This window comes from Brevundimonas sp. Br13 (assembly GCF_055391505.1).
In genome coordinates this window covers 2,080,615-2,096,344 of sequence record NZ_AP044008.1, presented here as the reverse complement: position 1 = coordinate 2,096,344, position 15,730 = coordinate 2,080,615, and the positions used below count along the sequence as shown (strand labels likewise).

Annotated in this window: 16 protein-coding genes; 3 read left to right on the top strand and 13 right to left on the bottom strand. The window is 67.3% G+C overall.

The window, feature by feature from the left end; all coding sequences use genetic code 11:
• Positions 1-68: 68 nt before the first annotated feature.
• The gene (locus ACZ5M6_RS10310) at positions 69-1,799 is read left to right on the top strand and encodes a cytochrome c biogenesis protein DipZ (RefSeq protein WP_464158482.1); all 1,731 of its coding nucleotides are present in this window, start codon (positions 69-71) and stop codon (positions 1,797-1,799) included.
• Between the two features lie 8 nt (positions 1,800-1,807).
• On the opposite strand, the gene ACZ5M6_RS10305 is transcribed toward ACZ5M6_RS10310, so the two are convergent.
• From ACZ5M6_RS10305 to ACZ5M6_RS10265, 9 genes are read right to left on the bottom strand one after another with little or no spacing between them, the layout of a single operon-like run.
• Complete coding sequence (locus tag ACZ5M6_RS10305) at positions 1,808-2,197, bottom strand: HesB/IscA family protein (protein ID WP_183215633.1); 390 nt, start codon at positions 2,195-2,197, stop codon at positions 1,808-1,810.
• A complete protein-coding gene (locus ACZ5M6_RS10300) occupies positions 2,197-2,586 on the bottom strand; it encodes an SUF system Fe-S cluster assembly protein (protein ID WP_287104396.1) in 390 nt (129 codons plus the stop codon). The genes ACZ5M6_RS10305 and ACZ5M6_RS10300 overlap by 1 nt, the downstream gene beginning before the upstream one ends.
• Before the next feature lie 4 nt (positions 2,587-2,590).
• A complete protein-coding gene (locus ACZ5M6_RS10295; protein ID WP_464158480.1) occupies positions 2,591-3,829 on the bottom strand; it encodes an aminotransferase class V-fold PLP-dependent enzyme in 1,239 nt (412 codons plus the stop codon).
• Positions 3,808-4,830 (bottom strand): Fe-S cluster assembly protein SufD, encoded by a 1,023-nt coding sequence (gene sufD, locus ACZ5M6_RS10290; RefSeq protein ID WP_464158478.1) that lies wholly within the window; start codon positions 4,828-4,830, stop codon positions 3,808-3,810. Before sufD ends, ACZ5M6_RS10295 begins: the two co-directional genes overlap by 22 nt.
• The gene (gene sufC, locus ACZ5M6_RS10285; RefSeq protein ID WP_182713656.1) at positions 4,827-5,588 is read right to left on the bottom strand and encodes a Fe-S cluster assembly ATPase SufC; all 762 of its coding nucleotides are present in this window, start codon (positions 5,586-5,588) and stop codon (positions 4,827-4,829) included. Before sufC ends, sufD begins: the two co-directional genes overlap by 4 nt.
• A gap of 2 nt (positions 5,589-5,590) precedes the next feature.
• Complete coding sequence (locus ACZ5M6_RS10280; protein ID WP_464158476.1) at positions 5,591-5,908, bottom strand: hypothetical protein; 318 nt, start codon at positions 5,906-5,908, stop codon at positions 5,591-5,593.
• Between the two features lie 59 nt (positions 5,909-5,967).
• On the bottom strand, positions 5,968-7,434 hold the full coding sequence (gene sufB / locus ACZ5M6_RS10275) for a Fe-S cluster assembly protein SufB (RefSeq protein WP_054765624.1): 1,467 nt from the start codon (positions 7,432-7,434) through the stop codon (positions 5,968-5,970).
• On the bottom strand, positions 7,434-8,573 hold the full coding sequence (locus ACZ5M6_RS10270) for a cysteine desulfurase family protein (RefSeq protein ID WP_464158474.1): 1,140 nt from the start codon (positions 8,571-8,573) through the stop codon (positions 7,434-7,436). Before ACZ5M6_RS10270 ends, sufB begins: the two co-directional genes overlap by 1 nt.
• A complete protein-coding gene (locus tag ACZ5M6_RS10265) occupies positions 8,570-9,052 on the bottom strand; it encodes an Rrf2 family transcriptional regulator (RefSeq protein ID WP_054765622.1) in 483 nt (160 codons plus the stop codon). The genes ACZ5M6_RS10270 and ACZ5M6_RS10265 overlap by 4 nt, the downstream gene beginning before the upstream one ends.
• 158 nt (positions 9,053-9,210) lie before the next feature.
• Here ACZ5M6_RS10265 and ACZ5M6_RS10260 point away from each other — a divergent pair, with 158 nt between their 5' ends.
• A complete protein-coding gene (locus ACZ5M6_RS10260; protein ID WP_054765621.1) occupies positions 9,211-9,861 on the top strand; it encodes an alpha/beta hydrolase in 651 nt (216 codons plus the stop codon).
• A 21-nt stretch (positions 9,862-9,882) separates the two neighbouring features.
• Here the strand turns inward: ACZ5M6_RS10260 and ACZ5M6_RS10255 are convergent, their stop codons facing one another.
• Positions 9,883-10,875 (bottom strand): TerC family protein, encoded by a 993-nt coding sequence (locus ACZ5M6_RS10255; RefSeq protein ID WP_464158472.1) that lies wholly within the window; start codon positions 10,873-10,875, stop codon positions 9,883-9,885.
• Positions 10,876-11,049: 174 nt separating this feature from the next.
• On the opposite strand from ACZ5M6_RS10255, the gene ACZ5M6_RS10250 reads away from it, so the two are divergent.
• On the top strand, positions 11,050-12,366 hold the full coding sequence (locus ACZ5M6_RS10250; RefSeq protein WP_464158470.1) for an NAD(P)/FAD-dependent oxidoreductase: 1,317 nt from the start codon (positions 11,050-11,052) through the stop codon (positions 12,364-12,366).
• Positions 12,367-12,376: 10 nt separating this feature from the next.
• Here ACZ5M6_RS10250 and ACZ5M6_RS10245 read toward each other — a convergent pair whose 3' ends face one another.
• The 3 genes from ACZ5M6_RS10245 to ahpC all read right to left on the bottom strand — a co-directional run bounded on the left by ACZ5M6_RS10245 (position 12,377) and on the right by ahpC (position 15,700).
• Positions 12,377-13,339, bottom strand: a complete 963-nt coding sequence (locus ACZ5M6_RS10245) for a DMT family transporter (protein WP_464158468.1) — start codon at positions 13,337-13,339, stop codon at positions 12,377-12,379.
• A gap of 68 nt (positions 13,340-13,407) precedes the next feature.
• The gene (gene ahpF / locus ACZ5M6_RS10240; protein WP_182713644.1) at positions 13,408-14,994 is read right to left on the bottom strand and encodes an alkyl hydroperoxide reductase subunit F; all 1,587 of its coding nucleotides are present in this window, start codon (positions 14,992-14,994) and stop codon (positions 13,408-13,410) included.
• 142 nt (positions 14,995-15,136) lie between these two features.
• Positions 15,137-15,700 carry an alkyl hydroperoxide reductase subunit C gene (gene ahpC / locus ACZ5M6_RS10235; protein WP_464158466.1) on the bottom strand — a complete coding sequence of 188 codons (564 nt, stop codon included), beginning with the start codon at positions 15,698-15,700 and terminating at the stop codon, positions 15,137-15,139.
• Between the last annotated feature and the right edge of the window lie 30 nt (positions 15,701-15,730).

Here is a 15,730-nt window from a genome sequence, read left to right as displayed (position 1 = left end):
CATCGGCGGGGTAACCGAAGGCCGCCCGGCTTCGTATGTGGAGAACTCCACCCGCATCGGGCGCCCGCATGATCCTGTTTCTCTTGTCCTATCTCGCCGGCGTCCTGACGATCGTCAGCCCCTGCATCCTGCCCGTCCTGCCGTTCGTCTTCGCTCGGGCGGATCGACCGTTCGTCCGCAACGGCCTGCCTCTCCTGGTCGGCATGGCCGTCACCTTCGCCGGGGTGGCCAGTCTGGCGGCGCTCGGCGGCGGCTGGGCGGTGCGGGCCAATGAGGTCGGGCGATGGATCGCTCTGGCGGTCATGGCGGCGCTGGGCCTCAGCCTGCTGATCCCTGCCGTAGGGGACCGGTTGATGCGGCCCTTCGTGGCGGCCGGGTCCTGGCTGACCGATCGCGTCCAGCGCGGCTCGGACGACCGGGGCGAGGTGCGATCCTCCCTGTTGCTGGGCGTGGCGACCGGCCTGCTGTGGGCGCCCTGCGCAGGCCCGATCCTGGGGCTGATCCTGACCGGCGCGGCCTTGCAGGGCGCCGGCGTCGGCTCGACCGTCCTGTTGCTCGCCTATGCGGCGGGCGCCGCCACCTCCCTGGCCCTGGCCCTGCTGGTCGGCGGGCGGGTGTTCAAGGCGATGAAGGGCGCCCTGGGCGTCGGCGAATGGGTGCGGCGCGGCCTGGGGGTTCTGGTTCTGGTCGGGGTCGCCGCCATCGCTCTGGGCCTGGACACCGGCCTGCTGACCCGGATTTCGGCCGCCGGCACGGGACGGCTCGAACAGGCCCTGCTGACGACGGTCGGCCGCGGCGTCCCGACCAACACCGCCCCCGCCGACCTGAACAACCTGCCGGTCGAGGGCGTCATGCCGCCCCTGTCCGGCGCCACGACCTGGATCAACTCGCCGCCCCTGACCCGCGAGCAACTGCGCGGCAAGGTGGTGGTGGTCGACTTCTGGACCTATTCCTGCATCAACTGCCTGCGCGCCCTGCCCTATGTCCGCGCCTGGGCCGAAAAATATAAGGATCAGGGACTGGTTGTGATCGGCGTCCACACGCCCGAGTTCGCCTTCGAAAAGTCCGAGGCCAATGTGCGCGAGGCCGTCGCCCGTCTCGGGGTCGCCTATCCGGTAGCCATGGACAACGACTTCGCCGTCTGGCGCGCCTTCAAGAACCAGTACTGGCCCGCCCACTATTTCATCGACGCCCAGGGCCGGATCCGCCACCACCATTTCGGCGAGGGCGACTATGACGGGTCCGAACGGGTCATTCAGCAACTGCTGAAAGAGGCGGGCGCCGCCGACGTCGCCTCTGACCTGGTTCAGGTCCAGGCCCAGGGCGCCGAGGCCGCCGCCGACATGGCCCAGCTCGCCTCGCCCGAGACCTATGTCGGCTACGCCAGGGCCGAGAATTTCCGCTCGCCCGGTGGTTTCGCGCGCGACGCCGTCAAGACCTATGGGCCGGCGGCCTTACAGCTGAACGACTGGAGCCTGGCGGGCTCCTGGCGGGTGACGCGGGAACACGCCGCCCTGACGGCGCCGGGCGGACGCCTGGCCTTCCGGTTCAAGGCGCGCGACCTGCATCTGGTCATGGGGCCGGGTGAAGGCGCCGCCGGGCTACGCTTCCGGGTCCGGATCGACGGCGCCCCGCCCGGACCCGACGCGGGATCGGACATCGACGCCCAGGGCCAGGGCCGCGTCGATCGCCAGCGTCTGTATCAGCTGATCCGCCAAGCCGGCCCGGTGCGGGAACACACGTTCGAGATCGAATTCCTTGACCCCGGCGTCCAGGTCTTCGCCTTCACCTTCGGCTAGAGCATGCCTCAGTCCGCCGCCGCCGGCACGATGGTGACGCTCTCGCCGCAGCCGCAGGCGTCGGTCTGGTTGGGATTGTTGAAGACGAACTTCGACGACAGGCGGGTCGTCTCATAGTCGATCTCGGTGCCGATCAGGAACAGCACCGCCTTGGGCTCGATCAATATGGTGACCCCCTTGTCCTCGACCACCTCGTCCAGGGGGCCGATCTCATCGGCATAGGCGAAGGTGTATTCCTGGCCTGCGCAGCCGCCGTTCTTGACGCCGATCCGCAGGCCGATGTGGCTGTTGTCGGCCTTGTCCAGGATTTCGCGCACGCGCGCGGCGGCGGCGTCCGTCAGGGTCACGACCTTGGGGCGCGGGCGGCGGGGACGGGATGTGGTTTGAAGTTCGCTCATCAGAACATGTTCAGGGCCAGCTTGGCCTCGTCGCTCATCTTGGAGGCGTCCCACGGCGGGTCGAACACCAGATTGGCCTTGGCGCTGCGGACGCCCTCCACCTTCTCCACCGCCGTCTCGACCCAGCCCGGCATTTCGCCGGCGACGGGACAGCCCGGCGCAGTCAGGGTCATGTCCACCACCACGTCGCGGTCGTCATTGACGTCCACCCGGTAGATCAGCCCCAGCTCATAGATATCGACCGGGATTTCCGGATCATAGACGGTCTTCAGCGCCCCGATCAGATCCTCGGTCAGCCTGTCCAGCTCGGCTTGAGACAGGGCGCTCTGCTGCGGCTCGGCCCAGGCTTCCTTGAAGGCGTCGCTGTCTTGAATAGGGTCGTCTGTCATGGCGTTACACGAAGAAGTTCCGCGCCTTGATCAGCGCATCCACGAAGGCGTCGGCATCCTCCACCGTGTTATATAGGGCGAAGGAGGCGCGGGTGCTCGACGTCACCCCCATTCTTTTCGCCAGCGGCTCGGCGCAGTGCAGTCCGGCCCGCACCGCCACCCCGTAACGGTCCATGATCTGGGCCACGTCGTGGGCGTGGGCACCCTCGACGGCGAAGGTCAGGATCGCGCCCTTGCCTTCCGCCTGACCCAGGATCCGCAGCCAGTTCTGCCCCTGCAGGCGATCAACCGCATGCTGGTACAGCGCATGCTCATGCGCCTGAACCGCTGCCCGATCATATTGGGTCAGCCATTTCAGCGCCACGCCCAGGCCGATGGCCTCCAGGATGGGCGGCGTCCCCGCCTCGAACCGATGAGGCGGCTTGGCGTAGGTTACGCGGTCCTGCTCGACCGTCTCGATCATCTCGCCCCCGCCCTGATAGGGCGGCAGGGCCTCCAGCGCCTCGGCCTTGCCGTACAGGGCGCCGATGCCGGTCGGACCGAACAGCTTGTGGCCGGTCAGCACATAGAAGTCGCAGTCGATCGCCTGCACGTCCGGCGTCGCATGGACCGCCCCCTGGCAGCCGTCGATCAGCACCTGCGCCCCGGCCGCATGCGCCAGACGGATGATCTCGGCGACCGGATTGATGGTCCCCAACACGTTCGACATATGGGTGACGGCGACCATCCGCGTCTTGGGCCCCAGCAGGTCGGCGTAGGCCGCCATGTCCAGAGACCCGTCATCCCTGACCGGAATCCACTTGACCACCGCCCCGCGCCGCTCACGCAGCAGATGCCAGGGCACGATGTTGGAGTGATGCTCCATCTCCGAGACGATGATCTCGTCGCCCGGCTGGATCGACAGACCCAGCCCATTCGCCACAAGGTTGATCGCCTCGGTCCCGCCCTTGGTCCAGACCACCTGTTCCGCGCTCTCGGCGTTCAGGAAGCGGGCCACGATCTCCCGCGCCTTCTCGAAGGCCTCAGTCGCCTCGTTCGACAGGGTGTGCAGACCGCGGTGGACGTTGGCGTAGCCGCCCTCCATCGTCGCCACCAGGGCGTCGATCACCGCGCGCGGCTTCTGGGCCGAGGCGGCGTTGTCCAGATAGACCAGCGGTCTCCCGTTCACCTGCCGCGACAGGATCGGAAACTGCGCCCGGACGGCGTAGGGATCAAACAGGGTCACAACCGAGCCGTCAGCCATTCCCGCGCCACCTCTCTTGCGCCCTCGTGCTCGATCCGGTCGATGACCTCGATCAGGAAGGCCTGGGTCAGCAGGGCGCGCGCTTCCTCGGCCGGAACCCCGCGCTGCTGCATGTAGAACAGGGCGCTCTCGTCCAGCGCCCCGACCGTATTGCCGTGGGCGCACTGCACGTCGTCGGCGTAGATGATCAGTTCCGGCTTGGCGTCGATCTCGGCCCGTTCGGAGGCGATCAGGGCGTGGTGCCCCATCCGCGCATCCGTGCCGTCGGCCCCGCGCTCGACCACGATCTTCCCCTGGAAGACGCCCCGCGCCGTGTCGCGCGCCACGCCCTTGATCAGCTGGCTGGTCGCGCCGTCATGCTCCAAGTGCCGCACCACGCTGGTCAGGTCGGCGTGGCGCGATCCGTTCAGCAGATAAAGACCGTCGGCCTGGACCTGTGCGCCCTGGGCGAAGTGGGAAATCCGGGTCTCGATCCGTTGCAGCCTGGCTCCGGTGGCGATGACGGTCTGGCGATAGACGCCGCCCGCCTCGACCTTCACATGGGCCTCGGACACGGAAATGGCGTCCTCCGGCTCCTCGACCAGGACGACGCGCGTCACCTCGGCCCCGGCCGCCACATCCAGCTCCAGCGTATTGTGGGCGACATAGGCCGAGCCCGCCCCCTCATGCGTCTCCAACAGCAGCAGCTTGGCGCCCGCCCGCGCCGCCACCCGCGCACTCGCCGTGTGGCCCGTGCCCACGGCGTCGGAGATGTAGCGCAGCCGAAGCGTCTGCTCGCCCGAGGCGATGAAGTCGGTCACGCCCACGGCCCGCCCGTTGGCGAAGACGACAGCCTCGCCGCCGAGGTCATAAAAGGGCCCCGGCGCGCCCACCGTCGCCGTGCCGGACGGCTCAGGCGCCTCGCGAAGATACCGCTTCAGATCGCTGTATTTCCACGCCTCATCTCGCCGCGACGGAAAGGTCGAGGCGTCGGCCAAGTCGATGGCGAAGGTCGCGCTCACGCCGCCCCCTCAAGCACCGGCGGGAGATATTTGTCATACCCCTCCGCCTCCAGCTGAAGCGCCAGCTCCGGCCCGCCCGAGGCCACGATCCGCCCCCCCGCCAGCACATGGACCCGGTCCGGTTTGATATAGTCCAAGAGGCGCTGATAGTGGGTGATGACCAGCATGGCGCGATCCGGCGACCGCAGCGCATTCACCCCTTCCGACACGATCCGCAGGGCGTCGATGTCCAGGCCGGAATCGGTCTCGTCCAGAATCAGCAGCGACGGCTCCAGCAGGGCCATCTGCAGGATCTCCATCCGCTTCTTCTCTCCGCCGGAGAAGCCGACGTTCAAAGGACGTTTGAGCATGTCGAAGTCCATCTTCAGGCTTCGGGACGCCTCGCGGACCAGCTTCAGGAAGGCCGGCGCCGCCACCTCCTCCTCGCCCCGCGCGCGCTTCTGCGCATTCAGCGCCGTCCGCACGAAGGTCAGGGCCGGGACGCCGGGAATCTCTATCGGATACTGGAACGACAGGAAGACGCCCTTGGCCGCCCGCTCCGCCGGCTCCAGCGCCAGCAGGTCCTCGCCCGCCCATTCGACCGCGCCTTCAGTCGCCTCATATCCGGGCCGGCCCGACAGGGCGTAACCCAGCGTCGACTTCCCGGCCCCGTTCGGCCCCATGATGGCGTGCACCTCGCCGGCGGGAACGTCGAGCGTCAGCCCCTTGAGGATCGGCTTGTCCCCGACGGAGACGTGGAGGTTGGATATAGTCAGCATCGTCAAACAGTCTCTTCCAACGCCAGGATCGCGCCTTCGGGCATTGTCCAATTCGTGGGGATATGGTCAAAATCGCCACCGCATATCGTCCGGCCGTCCGGCCCGAATGCGATGAATATCCAGCGAGGCGGATCGGGAAAGCCGTGCCAGACGCGCTCCATCAGAATCCAGCTCTCGTCATCGGTCTCGACAGCCGCGACGAGAAAGTCCGCGTACGTTTTCAGCGTCCTGTGAGCTTCAAACGCCTTTTGCTCGGTTGACGTCGGCGTCCGCCATTCAACCGTACGCCTCAGGCGCTCGTTGGCGCGCTTGTCGTTCATCAGGCCTGATGACGGCGCCCCCTTCGTGACCTTGTTGGCGAACCCCGCCCGTCGATCCGTCATCCGACCGAGCCTTCCAGACTGATCGCCACCAGCTTCTGCGCCTCGACGGCGAACTCCATCGGCAGTTCCTGCAGCACGTCACGGACGAAGCCGTTGACCAGCAGGGCCACCGCCTCCTCCTGCGACAAGCCGCGCTGCTGGGCGTAGAACAGCTGGTCGTCCGACAGGCGCGTCGTCGTCGCCTCGTGCTCCAGCTGGGCCGAGCCGTTGCGGGCTTCGATATAGGGGATGGTGTGCGAGCCGCACTCCTTGCCGATCAGCAGACTGTCGCACTGGGTGAAGTTGCGCACCCCCGTCGCCTTCGGATGCACCGAAACCAGGCCGCGATAGGTTGAGTCCGACCGACCCGCCGACACCGCCTTGGCGATGATCCGCGACTTGGTGTTCTTGCCCAGGTGGATCATCTTGGTGCCGGTGTCGGCCTGCTGACGCCCGTTGGTGATGGCGATGGAATAGAACTCGCCCGAGCTGTCGTCGCCCTTCAGGATGCAGGACGGATATTTCCAGGTGACGGCCGAACCGGTCTCGACCTGGGTCCAGGACACCTTGGACCGGTCGCCCCGGCAATCGGCGCGCTTGGTGACAAAGTTGTAGATGCCGCCCCGCCCTTCCGCATCGCCGGGGTACCAGTTCTGGACCGTCGAATATTTCACCTCGGCGTCGTCCAGGGCCACGATCTCGACCACGGCCGCGTGCAGCTGGTTCTCGTCGCGCATCGGCGCGGTGCAGCCCTCAAGGTACGAGACGTAGCTGCCCTTGTCGGCGATGATCAGGGTGCGCTCGAACTGGCCCGTCTGGCTCGCATTGATGCGGAAATAGGTCGACAGCTCCATCGGGCAGCGCACGCCCGGCGGGATGTAGACGAACGACCCGTCCGAAAAGACCGCGCTGTTCAGGGCCGCGAAATAGTTGTCCGAGACCGGCACCACCGACCCCAGATATTTCCGCACCAGCTCAGGATATTCGCGCAAGGCCTCGGAAATCGGCATGAAGATCACGCCCGCCTTGGCCAGCTCCTCCTTGAAGGTGGTGACCACGGACACGCTGTCGAACACGGCGTCCACGGCCACGCGCGGGGCGCCCTGCACCCCCGCCAGAACCTCCTGCTCCTTCAGCGGAATGCCCAGCTTCTTGTAGACGTCCAGGATCTCGGGATCGACCTCGTCCAGCGACTTCGGCCCTTCCTTCTTCTTCGGCGCGGCGTAGTAGAACAGGTCCTGATAATCGACGGGCTCGTAACGAACCGCCGCCCAGGTCGGCTCCTCCATCGCCAGCCAGCGTTCATAGGCGGCTAAGCGCCATTCCAGCATCCATTCCGGCTCGCCCTTCTTTTCGGAGATGAAGCGCACGATGTCGGCGTTCAGCCCCCTGGGGGCGAACTCCTGCTCCACATCCGAGGTGAAGCCGTACTTGTACCGTTCCAGTTCGGCGACGGTGTCGATGGTTTCCTTGACGGCGGCCATCAGGCGACCTCTCTCACGCGCGCGGCGGCGCGTGCCTTGTGTTTGGTCCAGGCGTCCACCCAGGCGTCGGCGAACCGCGCCCAGTCGCCCTCGGTCGTGCCCCAGCCGCCGGAGACGCGCACGCCCCCCGTGGCCAGCCTATTCAGTCCCATCGCGCTGATCGTCTTGGACGGCTTGACCTTGCCCGAGGAACAGGCCGAACCGGCGGACACCATGAACCCGGCCAGATCCAGGGTGATCAACTGTTGCGGGCTGTCCCAGCCCTCGACGGCCAAAAACAGGGTGTTGGGCAGGCGATCGGCGCCCTCGCCGATGATGGTCGCCCCGGCCGCCTTGACCCGCGCCTGGGCGGCGTCACGCCAGGCCGCATGCGAAGCGACTGTCTCCAGATCGCGCGCGGCGCAAACGGCGGCGACGCCGAACCCGGCGATCCCGGGCCCGTTCTCGGTCCCGGCGCGCAGGCCCCGTTCCTGCCCCGCCCCGTGCAGGATGCGCACGCCCGACACGCCTTCCTTGAAGACCAGGGCGCCGACGCCCTGGGGACCGCCCAGCTTGTGCGCCGACAGGGTCAGGCTGTCCGCATCCAGAGCCCGTATATCGACGGCGATCTTGCCCGCCGACTGGATGGCGTCGACGTGCAGCCAGCCGCCGGCGGCCCGCACCAGGGCCGCCGCCTGCGCGATCGGCTGGATCACGCCGCTTTCATTGTTCGCATGATGGATGGCGACCACCGCCCGACCGGGCCGCGCCAAGGCCTCGGCCAGCCAGGCCAGATCGACCAAGCCGTTCGCATCGACCGGCAGAATCTCGACCGGCGCGCCTGCCGCCGCCGCAGCCTCGGCCACGCACGGATGTTCGGTCGCCGACACGATCAGCCGTTCGCACCCGGCCGCCAGGGCGCTGGCGATCGCTTGCGCATTGGCCTCGGTGCCGCCCGAGTTGAACACCACCGCCGTCGGATCGGCGCCGACCAGTTCGGCGACCTGGGCGCGCGCCGTCTCGATCCGCGCCCGCGCCCGACGGCCGGCGGCGTGGACCGCCGACGGATTGCCGTTGTCGGCCAGGGCCTTGGTCATGATCTCCAGAACCTCGGGCCGCACCAGCCCTGAGGCGTTGTAGTCCAGATAGACCGCGCTCATGCCGCCGCCTCCACCGCCACGGGCGGATCGACATGCTGGCGTCGCCGGCCGGTGCGGTTCATCACCACATCCTCCAGCGAAACCCCGGCCAGATAGCGATGGATCTCGTCGCCCAGATCTTCCCAAAGGTTGTGGGTGATGCAGCGCTCGCCGGCCAGCATGCAACCCTTGGGTGTTCCGTGCGCCACGCACCGGGTCGCGCGGATCGGCTCGTCCACGGCCAGCACGATTTCCGCCACCACCGTCTCATCCGCGCCCTTGGCCAGGCGATAGCCGCCGCCGGGCCCGCGCACGCTCTTGACCAGGCCGCTCTTGCGCAGCCGGGCGAACAGCTGCTCCAGGTAACTCAGCGAAATCTCCTGCCGCGCGGCGATCTCGGCTAAGGAAACCGCCCGGATTTCCCCGCCGGCGCCGCGTCCATTCTTCGCCAGATCGGCCATCGCCATGACGGCGTATCGTCCCTTGGTCGACAGACGCATATCGCACCTTCAAAAATTGCGCGCTTTCCAGGGCTCTTGTGTTAGAACCCGCGCCTTCGCAAAGGCGGCGCGCTTGCGGAGGGACTTAGAAAGTCCCACCTCGGCGGTCAAGTATTACGCTCGCGCGAAATGACAGTTGAACGGATTCCAGAGCCCCTATGCCTGAAGTCATCCTGCCCGGCGCCTCCGGTCGCATCGAAGGCCGCTATTCTCCGGGCAAGCGCCCGAACGCCCCGATCGCCCTGATCCTGCACCCGCATCCCAAGGCGGGCGGTCATATGAACAACCCGGTCGCCGTCACCCTGCACCAGTTGTTCCAGCAGCGCGGCTTCGCCACCCTGCGCTATAATTCGCGCGGCGTCGGCAAGTCGCAGGGCGAATTCGATTCCGGCATCGGCGAGCTGGCGGACGCGGCCACGGCGCTGGACTGGCTTCAGGCCAACAATCCCGGCGCCAGCCAGACCTGGGTCGCGGGCTATCAGTTCGGCGCCTATATCGGCATGCAACTTCTGATGCGCCGACCCGAGACCGACGGCTTCATCTCGGTCTCGCCCCCGTCGAACATGTACGACTTCAGCTTCCTGGCGCCCTGCCCGGCGTCGGGCCTGTTCCTGCACGGCACGGCCGACACCATCGTCCCCCCGGTCGAGGTGGAGCGGGTGGTCAACAAGCTGCGCACCCAGAAGGGCATCGTCATCGACTATGAGCTGGAAGAGGGCGCCAGCCACTTCTGGCAGGATCATATGGCCGCCGTGGATCGCCGCGTCGGCGCCTATCTGGACAAGCGGCTGGAAGAAAAGCCGGCCTGAACCTCAGGCCGGCCGCTCGGTTCACACGGGCTTGGCGTCCTCCGATCGGGTCCGCCACAGCGAATAGCCGACGCCTGCGGCCAATATGGCCGCCGTCACGCTCAGCGAGACGGCGGGCGGGATCTTGTCCAGTCCCATCAGGGGCGCGGCGATCACCTTGCCGCCGATGAAGATCAGCAGCACGGCCAGGGCCTGTTTCAGATAGGCGAAGCGGTGGATGACCGCCGCCAGGGCGAAATACAGCGCCCGCAGGCCCAGAATGGCGAAGATGTTCGAGGTGTAGACGATATAGGGGTCGGTGGTGATGGCGAAGATGGCCGGCACCGAATCCACCGCGAACACCACGTCCGCCAGTTCGATCATCACCAGGGCGAGAAACAGCGGCGTGACGTGCAGCGCCGTCCGGCCCGTCTTGTTCGGCTGACGCACGAAGAAGGCGTGTCCGTGCAAGGTCTCCGTCACCGGCAGGCGGCGACGCAGCCAGGCCAGCAGCCGATTGTCGGCGATGTCCTGCTCGGTCTCGTGACGGGCGGCGAACATCTTGATCCCGGTAAAGACCAGGAAGGCCGCGAAAAGATACAGCACCCACTCATAGCGGCTGACCAGGGCCGCCCCGCCCGCGATCATCAGGGCCCGCAGGACGATCACCCCGACGATGCCCCAGAACAGCACCCGGTGCTGGTAGATGCGCGGTATGGAAAAGGCCCCGAAGATCATGGCGATGACGAAGACATTGTCCATCGCCAGGCTCTTTTCGATCGCAAAGCCGGTCAGATACTCCAGCCCCTTTTCCGACCCCAGCTCCCACCAGACGAAGCCGCCGAACGCCAGGGCGATGGCGATGTACATCGAAGACAGCAGCAGGCTCTCGCGAACCCCGATTTCATGATCCTTGCGGTTCAGCACGCCCAGGTCGAGCGCCAGCAGCAGGGCCACGATTCCGATAAAGCCGACCCACATCCATGCGGGCTTGCCGAGCCATTCGGCCAGCAGAAAATCCACGTCTACCTCCATCAATGTCGAGAGGCGGCCGACATCGCGATCGGAAGGGATCGCCAGAGGGGCCCGGATCGCCGCCTCTTATGGCTAAGACAGAGCCGATATCGCGTCAACGGGCGCGACAAACGGTCTCGCCGGGTCCACATAGGGGCCAGTGGAACCCTGCCGATAAAGCCTCGCTAGATCCCCATGACGCAAACCGCTTCCTCCTCCCCTGCCGCCGCGCCGCGGCCCGTTCATGACATCGTCATCATCGGCGGCGGCGCAGGCGGGCTTGAGCTCGCCGCCCGCCTTGGCCGTCGGTTCGGACCGCGCGAGGGGCGCCGGCGCGTCCTGCTGATCGACCGCTCCATCTTCCACCTGTGGAAGCCCAGCCTGCATGAGGTGGCGGCCGGATCGCTGGACAGCCATCAGGAGGGGCTGTCCTATCCCGTCCTGGCGCGCCGCAATCATTTCAGCTTCGCCTTCGGCGACCTGACCGGGCTCGATCCGGCGAACAAGACCCTGACCCTGGGTGAAATCCGCGATCAGGACGGCGCCGTCCTGGTGGCCCCGCGCACCCTGGCCTTCAACACCCTGGTCCTGGCGATCGGCAGCGGTTCGAACCTGTTCAACACGCCGGGCGCCGCCGAACACGCCCATCTTCTGGAAGACGTCGCCGACGCCGAGGCTTTCAACAAACGTTTGACCAGCGCCTTCCTGGCTGCGGCCTATTCGGATGATCGCAGGCTGAGCATCGCCATCGTCGGGGCCGGCGCCACGGGGGTGGAGCTGTCCACCGAACTGATCGAAGGCCATGACGAACTGTCTGCGGGCCTGACGCCGGACCAGAGGTTCGACATCGACGTCGCCATTGTGGAGGCCGCGCCCCGCATCCTGGGCGGTCTCCCGGAACGGGTTTCGACCAAGGCGGCCCAGGCCCTGGAGGCCAAGGGGGTTAGGCTGCTGACCGACGCCAAGGTCCAGGCCGTTCATGCGGACCGGCTGGAGACGTCCAGAGGCGCAGTCCCCGCCGACCTGATCGTCTGGGCCGCAGGGGTCAAGGCCGCCGAGACCAACCGCGACCTCGGCCTGACGACGGGACGTCTCAATCAGTTCGTCGTAGACGACCGGCTGCGGACCTCCGCCCCAGACATTTACGCCCTGGGCGACTGCGCCGAAGCGCCAGGCCCCGACGGGCGCCCGGTCCCCGCCCGCGCCCAGGCCGCCGCCCAACAGGCCGCCTATCTGGCCCAGGCCCTGGCGGACCCGGCTCGCGATCCCGGCCCCTATGTCTATCGCGACCGGGGGTCGCTGGTGTCGCTGGGCGGGGACCGGGGCGTGGGATCGCTGATGGGCAATCTGAGCGGGCCGAACTTCCTGATCGAGGGGCTGATCGCCAAATGGGCCTATATGGCCCTGCACCTGGACCACCACCGGGCCATTCTGGGCGTCCGTCGCACCGTCATCCTGGCCTTGTCACGGCTGCTGCACCGCCGCGTCTCGGGTCGGCTCAAGCTGCACTGAGCCGCCGTGATCAGTGCGGCGGCTCCTCCGCGCCGCGTGGCGGGGCGTGGGCGCGCACGCACCAGATGACGCTGACGATCATCATCAGTATGGCCAGCACCTCCACCAGGGCCGGCCCCCGCCCCTCCCAGACATAGCCGTAGACGAAGGCGAACACCGTCTCGAACACGATCATCTGGCCCAGCATGGACAGGGGCAGGCGGCGGCTGGCCTGGTTCCACAGGGCGTTGCCGATGATGGAGGCCAACAGGGCCACGCCCAGGCAGACCCCCGCCAGATGCAGCCACTGCCCCCCGCTCCAGTCCTGGGCGGTCCAAACCGCCGGGACCGCCAGGATCAATGCCAGGCCGCCGGTCACGACGCCGGTCAGCAGGGACCAGTCATGGGGCGAGACCTCGGGCAGCCGCGCCATCCAGCGGCTATTGCCCACCGCATAGGCCGACCAGGACGCCAGGGCGCCCAGGGCGCAGACCAAGCCGATCAGGGCCTGAGCCCCCGTCGGTCCCTCCGCCCCCGCCTCCCCCTGAGCCAGGGCCCGCCAGCCGATCAGGGCCACCGCCAGGGCGGCCAGGACGATGGGGGGCGCCGCGCGTGACAGGGACGGTCCGCTGCGGTCCCTCAGCCCCCACAGGGCCACCACCACCGGCACCATGCCGACGATCAGGGCCGAGGCCGCCACCCCGGCCAGATGCACTGCGACCACGACAAAGGCGAAATAGACCAGATTGCCCGCCAGGCTCAGCCAGACCAGGGCGCGCCATGTCCGCGCCTCGATCAAGGGCGCCAGCCGCCGCCAGCGCGGGGCGATCAGGACGGCGGCGATCAGCCCATAGGCCAGATACCGCCCGGCGGTCAGCAGCAGGGGCGAGGCCTCGGGCGCAAACTTGGGCGCCAGGAAGACCAGCCCCCACATCGCGCCTGCGCCCAGGCCGGAGGCGACGCCCCACAGCCGGCCCGAGGATGCCGCCGTCATATCGCGCTCCGCCTTAAACCTGGCCTGCGCTTACACGGTTCGCCTTACAGCGAAAACCGCCCTGGACGTCAGGCCGCCTCGACCGCCTCTTCGGCCGGGACGGTGCGGATCATATAGTCGAAGGCGGCCAGCCCTGCCTTGGAGCCCTCACCCATCGCCACCACGATCTGCTTATAGGGCACAGTCGTCACGTCGCCCGCCCCGAAGACGCCTGGCTGAGACGTCTCGCCCCGGTGATCCACCTCGATCTCGCCGCGCGTCGTCAGAGCGACGGCGCCGTGCAGCCATTCGGTGTTCGGCACCAGGCCGATCTGGACGAAGACGCCTTCCAGATCGACGTCGTGATGGGCGTCGGAGTTGCGGTCCTTATAGACCAGGCCCGTCACCTTCTCGCCGTCGCCGCGCACCTCGGTCGTCAGGGCCGAGGTGACGATCCGCACGTTCGGCAGGGTCGCCAGCTTCCTCTGCAGCACCGCATCGGCCCGCAGCTCGCTGTCGTATTCGATCAGGGTCACATGGGCCACGATGCCCGCCAGGTCGATGGCCGCCTCGACGCCGGAGTTTCCGCCGCCGATCACCGCCACCCGCTTGCCCTTGAACAGCGGCCCGTCGCAGTGGGGGCAATAGGCCACGCCCTTGTTCTTGTACTGGTCCTCGCCCGGCACGTTCATCTGGCGCCAGCGGGCGCCGGTCGACAGGATGACGGTGCGCGACTTCAGACTGGCGCCGTTCTCCAGCACCACCTCGTGCAGCCCGCCCGGAACCTTGGCCGGGATCAGCTTGGCCGCCTTCTGCAGGTTCATCAGGTCCACCTCGTACTCGCGGACATGCTGTTCCAGATGGGCGGCCAGTTTCGGCCCCTCGGTGTGCGGCACCGAGATGAAGTTCTCGATCGCCATGGTGTCCAGCACCTGGCCGCCGAACCGTTCGGCCACGATGCCGGTGCGGATGCCCTTGCGCGCCGTATAGATGGCGGCCGCCGCCCCGGCGGGACCGCCGCCGACCACCAGGACGTCGAACGGGTCCTTGGCCTTCAGCCGCTCGGCGGCCCGCGCCTCGGCGCCCGAATCCAGCTTGGCGACGATCTGCTCCAGCTCCATCCGGCCCTGGCCGAACAGTTCGCCGTTCAGGAAGACCGTCGGCACGGCCATGATCTTGCGCTCGTCCACCTCGTCCTTGAACAGGCCGCCCTCGATGGCGACGTGTTTGATGCGCGGGTTCAGCACGCTCATCAGGTTCAGGGCCTGCACCACGTCGGGGCAGTTCTGGCACGACAGCGAGAAATAGGTCTCGAACACATAGTCGCCCTCCAGGTCCTTGACCTGCTGGATCACCTCCTGCGCCGCCTTGGACGGATGGCCGCCGACGTGCAGCAGGGCCAGCACCAGCGAGGTGAACTCGTGGCCCAGCGGAATCCCCGCGAACCTCACCCCGATGTCGGTGCCCTTCCTGCGGATCAGGAAGCTGGGCTGGCGTTCGTCGTCATAGTCGCGGCCCATCTCGACCTTGCCGTGCGAGACCGAGACGATCTCCTCCAGCAGGGTCTTCAGCTCCTGCGACTTGGGCCCGGCGCCCAGAGAGGCGACCAGTTCGACCGGATGGACGATGTTCTTGAGGTAGCTCTCGAGCTGAGATTTCAGATTGGCGTCCAGCATGGGGCAGTCCTCGAATTCCAGGGTGACGCGCCGCCTTCGAGCCGATCCCGGCGAGGCTTGCGCGATAGGGTCCGGCCCCCACGAAACAGGGCGGCGGCCGGGTGGGTCCGACCCGAAGGCCGGACCCGATAGGCGTTCCGTCTTAGATCTTGCCGACGAGGTCGAGCGACGGCGCCAGGGTGGCTTCGCCTTCTTCCCACTTGGCCGGGCAGACTTCACCCGGGTGCGACCGCACATATTGCGCGGCCTTGACCTTGCGCAGCAGTTCGGCGGCGTTGCGGCCGATGCCTTCCGAGGTGGTCTCGGTGAACTGGATCACGCCGTCCGGATCGACCAGGAAGGTCGCGCGGTCGGCCAGGCCGACGCCCGGACGCATGGCGTCGAAGTTGTTGGTCACCAGGCCCGAGGGATCGCCCAGCATGGTGTAGGTGATCTTGCCGATGGCCGGCGAGGAGTCGTGCCAGGCCTTGTGCGAGAAATGGGTGTCGGTCGACACCGAATAGATTTCGACGCCCAGCTTCTGGAACTCGGCGTAGTTGTCGGCCAGGTCTTCCAGCTCGGTCGGGCAGACGAAGGTGAAGTCGGCCGGATAGAAGAAGAAGATCGCCCACTTGCCCGCCACATCGGCCTCGGTGACGGTCAGGAACTTGCCGTCCTTATAGGCCTCGGCCGTGAAGGGTTTGATGGTCGTGTTGATGAGGGCCATGCAGGGCTTCCATTCCGTTGGGAGGTTGGG